The sequence below is a fragment of the Bacillus cereus group sp. BfR-BA-01311 genome, from assembly GCF_022664295.1.
In the GTDB taxonomy this organism is placed as follows: Bacteria; Bacillota; Bacilli; order Bacillales; family Bacillaceae_G; genus Bacillus_A; species Bacillus_A cereus.
Map to the genome: position 1 here is coordinate 25961 of NZ_JAKUHC010000008.1, position 12684 is coordinate 38644.

Below are 12684 nucleotides of genomic sequence, written 5' to 3' on the forward strand. Positions count from 1 at the left end.
AGAGGCAACCCAGTATGTGATTGGGTTGTCTTTTTTTGTACTGTTTTACCGCTGAAAGTTACAAGGATGCAAGCCAATGACGGGAGTTAAGTTATATTTCTGGAAAAAGAAATGAAAGCAGTATAGAATAGAAATGTTTCAAAAGTCAGAATTTATTACACCTACTGTAATAAATATATATTTTGTACAGAAAGGGGAGATTCACATATGCAGGCAGTTTCACACAAAAAAACTGTAGAAACACCGACAATATATCGAATTTTATTTGCGATTAGCTTTGGGCATTTTTTAAATGATTCGATGCAAGCAGTTGTGCCGGCGTTGTTTCCTATTTTGGAAAAAACGATGAATTTATCCTATATGCAAGTAGGGTGGATTGCGTTTGCATTAAATATGACGTCATCGATTATGCAACCGGTGTTTGGTATGTATTCAGATAAGAAGCCGTCACCATTTTTATTACCACTCGGCATGTTTTCAAGTATGCTTGGAATGATTGGACTCGCGTTTGCACCAAACTTTATTATTGTTATTATTTCTGTTTTATTTATTGGTTTAGGTTCCGCGGTCTTTCATCCAGAAGGCGCTCGTGTTGCGTATATGGCGGCAGGTGCAAAACGAGGGTTAGCGCAAGCAATTTATCAAGTTGGGGGAAACACGGGGAATTCTTTAGCTCCTATTTTTACAGCGCTAATTTTCGTTCCACTCGGTCAAATTGGTTCATTAGGTTTTACAGCATTTGCAGCAGTAGGAATTGTATTATTAATTTTCGTATCGAATTGGTACAAAAATGAATTAGCAACCGGTGCTGTAAGAAGGAAGAAGAGGGCTGCACTTGAGGCGGAAAATGCAATTGTAAGTACACACATTAAATTCGTTATTATACTTCTTGTTTTTCTTACTTTTGTACGCTCTTGGTACGGTGCTGGTATCGGGAATTTCTATCAATTTTACTTAATAGAGCATTACGGTTTATCTATAAAAAATGCCCAGTATTTCGTATTCGCATTTATGATTGCTGGTGTGTTAGGCACTTTCTTCGGAGGACCGTTAGCAGATCGATTTGGTAAGAAAAATATCATCGTATTTTCAATGTTAGGTTCAGCGCCACTTGCACTGTTATTACCACATGTCTCACTTGTGTGGGTCGTACCGTTATTTTTATGTATCGGTTTTATTAGTTCAAGTAGTTTTAGTGTAATTGTTGTATATGCACAAGAGCTTGTGCCTGGAAAAGTGGGAATGGTGTCAGGATTAATCGTAGGTCTTGCATTTGGACTTGGAGCATTAGGTGCTGTAGTTCTTGGGAAATTAGCAGATATATATAGCCTGCAATTTATTATGCTATTATGTAGTTGTCTACCATTAATTGGACTCACTTCATGGTTACTGCCAAGTGATAAGAAAACGATAGAATAGGGGATGCGCTATGAAATTGTGTGAAAACGTTACGGAATTAATAGGAGATACACCTGTCGTCCGATTATCTAAATTTATTCCGGAAGACGCAGCAGATGTGTATGTGAAACTAGAAATGTTTAATCCATCGCGCAGTGTGAAAGACCGTGCTGCTTATAATTTACTTCACGTTGCAGAAGAAAATGGTCTCATCAAACCAGGAGATACAATTATTGAACCGACAAGCGGGAATACAGGGATTGGTTTAGCGATGAATGCAGCAGCTAAAGGGTATAAAGCGATTTTAATTATGCCAGATAATATGTCAAAAGAGCGTATTAATTTATTGAAAGCATACGGAGCAGAAGTAGTTTTAACACCAGCAGAACAAAGAATGCCAGGAGCAATTGCGAAGGCGTTAGAACTGCAAAAACAAATACCTAATAGTTTTATCCCGCAACAATTTGAAAATCCAGCTAATCCGAATATTCACCGTTATACGACTGCACTTGAAATTTACGAACAAATGGATGGAGAGCTTGATGCTTTTGTTGCAACGGCAGGAACAGGCGGAACGATTACAGGGACTGGTGAAATGTTAAAAGAGAAATTGCCAAACTTATATATTGCAGTAGTGGAACCGAAAGGATCTCCCGTTTTATCCGGTGGTGTACCAGGTCCTCATAAACTAGTAGGAACAAGCCCAGGATTTATTCCGAAAAACTTAAATACAGAAGTGTATAACGAAATTATTCAAATTGCAGATGAAGAGGCTTTAACGACAATGAGAAACTTAGCTAGACAAGAAGGATTATTAGTTGGGCCATCTTCTGGAGCATCTGTTTACGCTGCAATCATGATAGCGAAACGCCTAGGCGTTGGTAAAAAAGTTTTATGTATTGCGCCTGATACAGGTGAACGTTATTTAAGCATGGGGTTATTTGAATAAAAAGGATAGAAACACCTTAATAGTGAATAGCTGCTATTAAGGTGTTTGTTTTATGGAATGAAGAGGGGGAGAAGAACAATGAAACTATTAAAACCAATCCATGAATATAGTGAGCATATTACGGCGTATAGACAAGCGTTTTTACACTCAGGGGAACAACCACATGGAAGTAGTTCTTTACAAAACTTTGATTCTCTTGATGAATGGTTTGAAAAAGTGAGTAAACAAGAACTAGGAGAAAATTTACTAGCTAATCGAGTGCCATCTAGTCAGTTTTTAAGTTTTGAAAAAGGGGAACTTATAGGTTTTGTGAATATTAGACATAGATTAAATCCAGAATTATTACGGGAAAGCGGTCATATTGGATATAGTGTCCATCCGAATAAACGTCGCCACGGTTACGCTACGAAACAACTACAACTTGCATTAGCTGAAGCGCAAAAATTAGGATTGCAGAAAGTATTAATAACTTGCGATAAATCCAATATCGGTTCTGCTAAAACGATTCAAAAGGTTGGAGGTGTGTTAGAAAATGAAGTAGTTTCTTCTCGTACTGGTGAAGTTATTCAGCGCTATTGGATAGAAATATGATTAAGTAGGAATTTGAAAAGGTAATGCAAGCTGTAATATCGAAATAGATAAATGAAATATAGGGGATTACTGCAATTTTAGGGGGAAATGAAATGGGATTAAAAGAGAAAGCGATAGAGATGTCAGAGATTTATAGGAAAAATCCGAAAGTAGAAGCTATTATTTTAGCGGGTTCAGTAGCTAGAAAGCTTGAAGATGAACATTCAGATATAGAATTACATATTTTATGGTCAACACCGCCGGAAGATGAGGATCGTAGGACCCCTATTTATCATATTGATGGGAAAATATTATCGTATCATCCGTATGAGGAAGAAGAATGGTCGGAAACGTATTTAACGAAAGAGGGAATTAAATTAGAGATTAGTAACTTTTTAACAGAGACAGTAGAGAAAGTGATTTCGGATGTGGTGGATTAATATGATATAAGTTATGAAAAACAATGTATTGTATCATCCATTCATGATGGTGTTAGTTTGTATGGAGAAGGGAAAGTGAATGAATTAAAAGAAAAAGTAGCGGCATATCCAGATGAACTAGCAAAACGGATGATTTCAGAAAATCTATGGTTAAGTAATCGTTGGCACAATCGAAAGGCGCTTTTAAAACGGAAAGATTGGCTTATGCTTTATGACGTTATTTGCGAAGTACAAAGGAACATATTCGGTGTTTTATTTGGTTTGAATAAAATGTACGTACATCATCCAGCGTTTAAATGGATGCCTAATAATGTGGAACGAATGACTATTAAACCTGAAAAATTATATGAACGTATGGCGGACACATTAATAGGGAATCCAGAAAAAAGTGTGCAGGAGTTAGAGTTGCTAATAGAAGAAGTGTTGCAACAAGTTCATACATACGCGCCAGGAGTAAATGTGGATGAGCAAGAAAAATCTATTTTTTATTTTGTGAAATAGAAAATAGTAATAAGGGGGAAGTTATGGGGTTTTTTAATAGGTTTTTTAAAAAAGTTGAAAAAGTAAATGAGCAAGAAGCTACTCTTCATGAATTAAGTGAAGAATTGTATGTTGAATCACCGGTAGAGGAAGCGACTAGTTACTGGGTATCAATGGCACAAAATATAATTGTTAATGCTGTAAAAGCGGCTGACAATGATGTGGAACGTGCCTTCGTGTTATTGAATTTGAAGAAAGGTGAGGCTTCATTTGATATTTTTTATCAAATAAATGGGCAATTGTATTTCTGGGATCAGCTAGAAAATGAGACGATAAGAAATAGAATTCAGAACGAGTTGTTACCGCAAGCTCCAGAAGTTTCAAATGCAGTAAATGAGCAATTTCGTGGAGCTGATCACCCTATAATTTCGTTCGCACAATTGCAGTTTGAATGGGAAACGAAAGCCTGGTTCTCACATATAATTTGGGAAGATAGCCTTGCTGCTCAATTGCCCAAAAATCAAATTCTAAATGAATGGTTTCGTGTAATTAAAGAAGAAACGAAAAATAGACCACTGGATAGTGATGCGAAATTTTCTTGGTATCCATCAAACTCTTAAAAAATGAATACAGAGAGACAGGTTATGTTTCTAGATGATTTGTATTATTGAATAAGTATCAATAATACGTAATTCTTTTTCTATTGCCTGTTAGAATTCGTTATGTACTAAGCTACTTGTTTTCTAAACTAAAACTTATATTTCGAATTTTTAAATAGATTGTAATACATAAAAATTCGAAATATAAGTTGACACTATTTTTAATGTGTGATAAAAATGATAGTAATCAATTCGGAAAATAATATTTGGGCAATGAAAGGGTATAGTAGTGAATATCTCCCTATTTCAGAGAGCTGATGGTTGGTGTGAATCAGTATATAGATTATTCGTGAAGTTCGTCCTGGAGCATCTTTCATAAATCTCATATTTTGAGGAAATGAAAGACGGTAGTTTATACCGTTATCAAATAAAGTGGTGAAGATTTTTTCACAACTAGGGTGGTACCGCGATATTTATCGTCCCTACGTATTTACGTAGGGACGTTTTTTATTTAGGTCCTAACTTTGGTGTGGCTTCATAACTAGGGTGGTACCGCGATATTTTATCGTCCCTACGTTTTTGCGTAGGGGCGTTTTTATTTAGGTGGTTTCTTAGTGTTCTTCACAACTAGGGTGGTACCGCGATAATTTTGTCGTCCCTACGTATTTACGTAGGGGCGTTTTTTTATTATTAGGGAGGAAGTGAACGTATTAGAAAAGAGTATTGATAGAACAATATAAATACCGAATTGTAACAAAGAAAAAGAGATAGAGAGGAGATTAACAAATGAATTCACAGCAATGGACATCGAAATTAGGTTTCGTATTAGCTGCAGCAGGTTCGGCAATTGGTCTTGGGGCGATTTGGAAATTCCCATATATGGCCGGCATTGGAGGAGGCGGAGCGTTCTTCCTAATTTTCATCGGTTTCACATTATTAATTGGTTTACCGCTATTATTAGCTGAATTTGTTATTGGAAGAAGTACACAAAAAGAGGCTGTCGATGCATATAGAGAGATTGCTCCTAAAACGTTATGGCCTTGGTTAGGTAAATTAGGAATTGTAACATGTTTCATATTACTTTCTTTCTACAGTGTTGTAGGAGGCTGGATTTTATTATATTTATGGAATGCAATTACAGGTAGACTATGGGAAGGAAATGGAGCATACGAAGCTACGTTTGGTGAAATCATTTCCAATCCATATTTAGCAGTTGGATCACAGCTATTATTCATCCTTATTACTATTTTCATCGTAAGTAAAGGTGTACAAAATGGTGTTGAAAAAGTAAATAAATATTTCATGCCAGCACTATTCGTTTTATTCTTTGTATTAATCGTTCGTGCACTTACGTTAGATGGTGCTGGAGAAGGCGTTCGTTTCTTCTTACAACCTGATTTCTCACATGTAACATCAGAAGTTATTTTATACGCAATGGGGCAATCGTTCTTCTCATTATCTGTTGGGGTAGCCGTTATGGTAACGTATAGCTCATACTTACCGAAAGAAGAAAGCTTACCACGTTCAGCATTTTCTATCGTAGCCTTAACTCTTGTTATTACATTACTTGCAGGACTTGCAATTTTCCCAGTTGTGTTCGCATTTGGAATGGAACCATCTCAAGGACCAGGACTATTATTTATCGTATTGCCAGCTATTTTCAGTAAAATGGCATTCGGAAAATTATTCTTCATCGTTTTCTTATTACTATTCTTCTTCGCTACGATTACATCAGCAATTTCGATGTTAGAAATTAGTGTTGCATCGTTAACATCAAAAGGTAAAGGGAAACGTGAAAAAATGGCCTTAATCGTAGGGTTATTAATCTTCGTTGTTGGGATACCATCAGCATTATCATTCGGTATATTAAGTGATCTGAAGATTTTCGGGAAGACAGTCTTTGATTTAGCGGACTATGCAGTAAGTAACGTATTAATGCCACTTGGTGTATTATTAGTTTCTATCTTTGTTCCTTTAAAAATGAAGAAAGATGTATTAATGAAAGAGCTAGGTGTAAGTAAAAATAAAGGTTATAAACTATTCGTATTATGGTTATTCTTACTTCGTTATATCGCACCAATTGCGATTATTATCGTATTCTTAAATGTACTTGGCATTATATAAAAAGAAAGGTAGCGTATCATACAAAGATACGCTACCTTTTTATTTTGCTCTTTTTTGCAATTCATTTACTGTTACGAACTGATAGCCCTTCTTAGATAAAGAATCTAAAATACCTTCAATCGTTTGTAAATTTTCATTTGACTCATCATACATAGAGTGCAGTAAAATGATAGAACCTGGTTTTACATTTTTATTAACGTATTTAATTTTATCAGCCGCAGATTTATAAAAAGTATCGGGCTCAAGATCCCATGTGATTGTTTCGATATTGTTTTTATTTAAATAATATGGCAGCCCTATTAACTTCTTACCGTTAGGGGGCCTAAAATCAATTTCGTCTGTAAATCCTGTTTGGCGGATTAATGAATTCGTTTTTTCTATTTCATCTTTAATAAAAGAAGGTGTTTTGAAAACCATTCTATTATGAGAATATGTATGGTTTCCGAGTTGGTGCCCAGATTGCGCGATAGCTTCTCCTAACGATAAATTTTGCTCTAATTCATTTCCAATTAAAAAGAAAGTAGCTTTAGCGTTGTATTTATCTAGTAGCGGTAATATTTGTTTTACATTGTTAGTAGGGCCATCATCAAAAGTTAAAGCAATCACTTTTTCATTTGTTTCTACGCGTTGTGTTAAATCTCCAAATAATTGAAAGCTTCTTGCGTTCATCAATTTGTATGTTCCGAATAATGCCGTGATAATAAAGAATAGTGTAACGATTGTAATGATAATTTTTTTCTTCATAATGTAACCTCACAATGATTTTTAATTCAATTAAAAAGTATTATATCAAACTAAGTAATTTCGTGCTTTAAGAAGGGTGTGGATGCAAGGAGAAGGAATTTATCATATAATAAAATGCAAAAGGTATATTAGGAGGTGTTTATATGGTGATTATAATTCAATTGCCAGACACTGCAACGTCTCATGCAAAGCCAAGTATGGAAATGGCGATACTTTGCGTGAGGTAGACAAGTAATATACAATCGCCTATATGAGCTCGTATCATTTTTTATATTTGGCTTTGCACCTTATTGAAATGAACCATAAAAAATAAGGGGCGAGCAGAAATGAAATACGTAAAAGCTAATGCTGTTTTACCAGAGAGTTTAATTACTGAAATTCAAAAGTATATACAAGGTGAAACAATTTACATTCCGAAACAAGAAACGAAACATTATAAATGGGGTACACGATCTGGCGGAAGAAAACAACTAGATGAAAGAAATAAAGCAATTAAAGAAGCGTTTAAAAGTGGGATTGCTATTCATCAACTTGCAGAAAAATATTTTCTTTCTGGGGAAACGATTAAAAAGATTGTGTATTCTAAATGAGCATAAAAGAGTCTAGTTCAAATATTATTTTGAGCTAGACTCTTTTTGCTTTGTATGTATTGGATATATAGCGTGTGAATGGGCATGATAATAGAAAAAATGAATCGCAATAGTATTGTATAGAAATGTGAATAGGAATAAAAACGTTATATTTCATATTATAGAAAGGTGAACACATATGAATCATCTTGGACAAATAACGATAGAACTTTTTGTTGGTTTTTTTGTTTTATTAATTGCTACTAAAATATTAGGGAAAACACAAATATCACAGCTAACCCCTTTTGATTTTATTTCTGCGATTGTAATCGGAGAACTAGTTGGAAACACTGTATATGATCCTGAGGTGAGAGTATGGTCTATTTTATACGCTGTTTTTGTATGGGTAATATTAATTTACGCAATAGAAGCAATAACACAAAAATTTAGAAGGACAAGAAAGTTCTTTGAAGGATACCCTTCTATTATCATTCGTAATGGGCATATTGATAGAGAACAATTAAAATCAAATCATTTGGATATTAACCAATTACAACAAATGTTAAGACAACAAAAAGATATATTTTCAATCCGAGAAGTTGAATATATGATATTGGAACCTAATGGAAACATAAGCGTTCTGAAAAAAAGTAAATACGAATCTCCTACTATAAATGATTTAAGTTTAAAACATAAGCCTGTATACTTACCAATTTCATTAATTAGTGATGGGAAAGTAGTTAAGGATAATTTGAGGGAAGCAGGATTTGATGAAGGGTGGCTTTATAAACAAATAAAGCAAAAAGGAATTACTAAATTTGAAGACGTATTATATGCGGAATGGAAAGCAGATGATGGCTTCTTTTGTCAGAAAATGCAGCGGTAGAGAATAAGTGATATATGTAATGTTTGTTTCTAAGTTATCTTTTACATATCAAAAAACGTAATCATTGTATACAATAAAACTAGATCAACAATTTGTATGGAGTGATAAAGATGGAAGCGTTTATTAGAAGTGATCAATATAATTTTATAAAATCACAAGCTTATATTTTAGCAAACGGGCATGCAACGGCAAATGATAGAGGTGTAATTCAAGCGTTAAAATCGCTTGCGATTGAAAAGATAATACATGTATTTGAGAATTTAACGGATGAACAGAAAGAGTTAATTGATACGGTATTAACAGTTCAAAATAGAGAAGATGCAGAATCATTTTTAATGAAAATAAATCCGTATGTAATTCCGTTTCAAGAAGTTACAGCACAAACATTAAAAAAATTATTTCCTAAAGCGAAAAAGTTAAAACTTCCTGATATGGAAGAAATGGATATGAAAGAAATATCTTATTTAAGCTGGATTGATAAGGGGTCAAGCAGGAAATTTATTATAGCGAAAAATGATAAAAATAAATTTGTTGGTCTGCAAGGAACGTTCCAAAGTTTAAATAAAAAAAGCATTTGTTCGTTATGTCATGGACATGAAGAAGTAGGAATGTTTTTAGTTGAAATTAAAGGCGATGTACCAGGAACTTTCGTTAAAAAGGGAAACTACATTTGCAAAGATGGTGTAGCTTGCAATCAGAATATGAAGTCACTTGATAAATTACATGATTTTATTGAGCGATTAAAAAAATAACGAGAAAACCTCTAGTATTTAAACTGGAGGTTTTTGTTTTTTTGAAGAAGTAAAATAAGCTTTCTTTGTAAATGTAGATTTATAATGAAATTTGATAAAAATATCTATTATGATACAGTTGCTTATATGCAAGGAGGTAAAACATGGATTACCTTTTATCGAAAGAAAAAGTGAAGCGATGGCCCAAAGATATGATAGCGGCGGGGCGTTGTCATACAGTTGGCCTGAAATCGGATGGCACGGTAGTAGCGGTGGGCCGGAATAAAGAAGGGGAATGTAATGTAAGTGATTGGCGCGATATTGAAGCAATCGCAGTGGGCAATGTTCATATGGCGACGAACACGGGTAATGCTCATACAATCGGTCTTACATGTGACAGTACTGCGGTAGCAGTGGGTTGGAATAAGCATGAACAATGTGATGTAAACGATTGGCATAATATTGTAGAGGTTGCGGCGGGGTGGCGTCGTACCGTTGGCCTTAAATCGGATGGCACGGTAGTAGCGGTGGGCCGAAATAAAGAAGGAGAATGCAATGTAAGCAGTTGGCAAGGTATTGTGGCAGTCACAGCGGGTGACTGGCATACAGTCGGTCTTAAATTGGACGGCGCATTGACGACTGTGGGGAATAATCGATATGGTCAATGCAATGTAAGTAGCTGGCGAGGTATTGTATCGGTCAAGGCTGGGTATCTTCATACTGTTGGTCTTAAACGAGACGGTACGGTGACAGCAGTGGGGAATGATAAACATAACCAGTGTGATGTAAGTGGCTGGCGAGATATTGTAGCAATAGCGGCTGGTACGAATCATACAATCGGACTAAAATCAAACGGTACCGTGGTGGCAGTGGGTTGGAATGAGTATGGTCAATGTAACGTAAGTGATTGGAGAGATATTGTAGCGATAGCGGCTGGTTGTGCACATACAGTCGGACTAAAATCAGACGGCACGGTGATCGCGGTAGGTAATAATGAATTTGGCCAATGCGATGTAGGTAGCTGGCGCGACATTCGGTTGCCTGGCAAATAGTCAATTTACAATAAATCATTAGTAATATTATTCTATTTTAGGAGTAATTATGGAATAGGATATGTAGAAAATAATTAAACCTAAATCTGCTGAATAAGAATCTCTTTTGAAAAGGGATTCTTATTATTTTTCATAAAATGAGGGTATAAATGGAATTTTTGAACAAATTTTATTTCAAAATTACAGTAGAAGATATAAATTAAAAAGTATAGAGGAGATAAAGGAATGCTTAAAAGGTTTTTACTTTCTTTACCGGATGTTTTACTTATATGTATCGTTCTCTACATAATGTACACAAATTCTTTTAGTTTTGGACAGATGCTAGTAATTTCCATTGCAATCGGAATTATTGGTGGTCTTGCTATTAGAATTTGTAAGGATGTATTCACGTATATAAGATGGACAATTAAACAAAGAAAAAATTGAATATGTTTAATAGTTATTAGGAGAGAATGAAATGACTAAGAAAAAGAATAGAGTGAAAAACGAGATAGTACTTTGGTCACTAACAGCAATTGTTCTATTAATTGTATGGTACTTTTATCAAAAATAAAAACGCATCGTACTCAAAAAGCACGATGCGTTTTTATTATTTTTTTTGCCAATTTTCTTTTATAAAGTCTTCACGCCCAGATTCCTTTTGCTCAGTAGCATATTTCTCTGGATTCTTTTTATAGAAATGTTGATGGTATTCCTCTGCTTCGTAAAAAGGTGCAGCAGGACGAATTTCAGTCACGATTGGATCTTTAAACATACCGCTTTCTGCAAGAGCTTGTTTTGATTTTTCAGCAAGCCCTTTTTGTGTTTCGTTATGGTAAAAAATAGCGGTACGATAAGATGGACCACGGTCAAAAAATTGTCCGCCATCGTCAGTTGGATCGATTTGTGGCCAATATAAGTCTAGTAATTTCTGATAAGGAAAAATAGAAGGATCGAATGTAATTTGAACAACTTCTAAATGTCCAGATGTTCCAGCTTTTACTTGTTCATATGTTGGATTTTCTACATGACCTCCTGCATAGCCAGAAAGTACTTTATGAATACCAGGAAGTTCATCAAATGGTTTTACCATGCACCAAAAGCAACCGCCTGCGAAGGTTGCGAGTTCGTATGTTTTTTCGGACATTGCTGTAATCCTCCTAAATGTATATGTTTTATATAGTATTATATAAATTGTTTTATTGCGCAATAAAAAAGATTTGAAAATATATGTTTTTTATAAACAAGATCCTCCGCTCACATCAATTAATTGTCCAGTAACCCAGCGGCTGTCTGGAGAAGCAAGGAATGCAGCAGTATCGGCAATGTCTTCTACTTCACCTAAGCGATTGAAAGCGGAAATAGTAGTAGCGTACTGCTTCATTATCGGGTCGCTCAAGAGTTCTGCATTCATATCTGTTTTAATAAATCCTGGAAGTATTGCATTCACCGTTATTCCTCGTGCTCCAAGCTGTTTTGCTAGCGTAAAAGTCATTGTATTAATAGCGCCTTTCGTCATACTATATGCAACAAAATCAGGTAAAGAAATGCGGGTGGCAGCGGATGAAATATTAATAATTCGGCTATTGTCACGTAAACGTGGTAGTGCTAGTTGAATGATAAAGAATGGAGCTTTTGCATTTACTGAAACCATTCTATCAAAAAACTGTTCAGTCGTTTCTTCAATAAAAGCACCAGGACCAATGCCAGCATTGTTTATTAAAATATCAAATTGTGTTTCACCAGTGCGCTTTTGTAATTCAGTATCTAAAGCGTTATAAAGGTTTTCTACACCGTGTAAGGATTCTAGATTTGCGCCGATAGAAAAAGCTTGGCCACCATCTGATCGAATTTCATGAACAGTTTCTTCAGCGTCATCTTTTCGACTACCGTAATGAACAGCAACCAATGCACCGTCATTTGCTAAACGTTTAGCGATCGCTCGTCCAATTCCTCGGCTTGCTCCTGTAACTAACGCTACTTTCCCTTTTAACATAGTTTCCTCATCTCCTCATAAACTTTATAAGTTTTTCTTTATGTAGTAATGCAAACATACTTAAGTAATATATGAGTGTATGTAAGTAATGCATTCCAATTTTGATTTGAGAAAAAATAAATAGAATGAATTTTGATTTTTTTGAAAAAAACATATTGACAACGAAA

The 12684-nt window shown here is 35.0% G+C and carries 13 protein-coding genes, 1 pseudogene and 1 other annotated feature; of the genes and pseudogenes, 11 read left to right on the forward strand and 3 right to left on the reverse strand.

The genetic code is table 11. The annotated features are described in order from the left end of the window. Positions 1–207 precede the first annotated feature (207 nt). The 6 genes and pseudogenes from MR136_RS18670 (at position 208) to MR136_RS18695 (ending at position 6560) form a co-directional block, all read left to right on the forward strand. The gene (locus tag MR136_RS18670) at positions 208–1419 is read left to right on the forward strand and encodes an MFS transporter (RefSeq protein WP_001149399.1); all 1212 of its coding nucleotides are present in this window, start codon (positions 208–210) and stop codon (positions 1417–1419) included. 10 nt (positions 1420–1429) lie between these two features. Next, positions 1430–2347 carry a cysteine synthase A gene (gene cysK, locus MR136_RS18675; protein WP_017673957.1) on the forward strand — a complete coding sequence of 306 codons (918 nt, stop codon included), beginning with the start codon at positions 1430–1432 and terminating at the stop codon, positions 2345–2347. Between the two features lie 78 nt (positions 2348–2425). Further along, complete coding sequence (locus MR136_RS18680) at positions 2426–2938, forward strand: GNAT family N-acetyltransferase (protein ID WP_000771270.1); 513 nt, start codon at positions 2426–2428, stop codon at positions 2936–2938. Positions 2939–3030: 92 nt separating this feature from the next. Then, positions 3031–3858 (forward strand): annotated as a pseudogene (locus MR136_RS18685) (DUF4037 domain-containing protein). 23 nt (positions 3859–3881) lie between these two features. Beyond that, complete coding sequence (locus tag MR136_RS18690) at positions 3882–4457, forward strand: hypothetical protein (RefSeq protein WP_000505543.1); 576 nt, start codon at positions 3882–3884, stop codon at positions 4455–4457. A 243-nt stretch (positions 4458–4700) separates the two neighbouring features. Beyond that, positions 4701–4923, forward strand: a binding site (T-box leader). Between the two features lie 299 nt (positions 4924–5222). Then, on the forward strand, positions 5223–6560 hold the full coding sequence (locus MR136_RS18695) for a sodium-dependent transporter (RefSeq protein ID WP_017673954.1): 1338 nt from the start codon (positions 5223–5225) through the stop codon (positions 6558–6560). 39 nt (positions 6561–6599) lie between these two features. Here the strand turns inward: MR136_RS18695 and MR136_RS18700 are convergent, their stop codons facing one another. Next, a complete protein-coding gene (locus MR136_RS18700) occupies positions 6600–7304 on the reverse strand; it encodes a polysaccharide deacetylase family protein (protein ID WP_000726858.1) in 705 nt (234 codons plus the stop codon). Positions 7305–7630: 326 nt separating this feature from the next. Here MR136_RS18700 and MR136_RS18705 point away from each other — a divergent pair, with 326 nt between their 5' ends. From MR136_RS18705 to MR136_RS18725, 5 genes are all read left to right on the forward strand, one after another. Further along, the gene (locus MR136_RS18705; protein WP_000878326.1) at positions 7631–7894 is read left to right on the forward strand and encodes a CD3324 family protein; all 264 of its coding nucleotides are present in this window, start codon (positions 7631–7633) and stop codon (positions 7892–7894) included. A gap of 178 nt (positions 7895–8072) precedes the next feature. Further along, positions 8073–8759 (forward strand): DUF421 domain-containing protein, encoded by a 687-nt coding sequence (locus MR136_RS18710; protein WP_001015964.1) that lies wholly within the window; start codon positions 8073–8075, stop codon positions 8757–8759. A 110-nt stretch (positions 8760–8869) separates the two neighbouring features. Beyond that, a complete protein-coding gene (locus tag MR136_RS18715) occupies positions 8870–9511 on the forward strand; it encodes a FusB/FusC family EF-G-binding protein (protein WP_000387072.1) in 642 nt (213 codons plus the stop codon). Between the two features lie 143 nt (positions 9512–9654). Further along, positions 9655–10542 (forward strand): RCC1 domain-containing protein, encoded by an 888-nt coding sequence (locus MR136_RS18720; protein WP_000385088.1) that lies wholly within the window; start codon positions 9655–9657, stop codon positions 10540–10542. 225 nt (positions 10543–10767) lie between these two features. After that, the gene (locus tag MR136_RS18725; RefSeq protein WP_000919314.1) at positions 10768–10968 is read left to right on the forward strand and encodes a hypothetical protein; all 201 of its coding nucleotides are present in this window, start codon (positions 10768–10770) and stop codon (positions 10966–10968) included. A 163-nt stretch (positions 10969–11131) separates the two neighbouring features. Here MR136_RS18725 and msrA read toward each other — a convergent pair whose 3' ends face one another. Together msrA and MR136_RS18735 are read right to left on the reverse strand one after the other, a co-directional pair. Continuing rightward, on the reverse strand, positions 11132–11668 hold the full coding sequence (gene msrA / locus MR136_RS18730) for a peptide-methionine (S)-S-oxide reductase MsrA (protein ID WP_001291883.1): 537 nt from the start codon (positions 11666–11668) through the stop codon (positions 11132–11134). Between the two features lie 90 nt (positions 11669–11758). Then, positions 11759–12517, reverse strand: coding sequence for an SDR family oxidoreductase (locus MR136_RS18735; protein ID WP_017673951.1), 759 nt, complete (start codon positions 12515–12517; stop codon positions 11759–11761). Between the last annotated feature and the right edge of the window lie 167 nt (positions 12518–12684).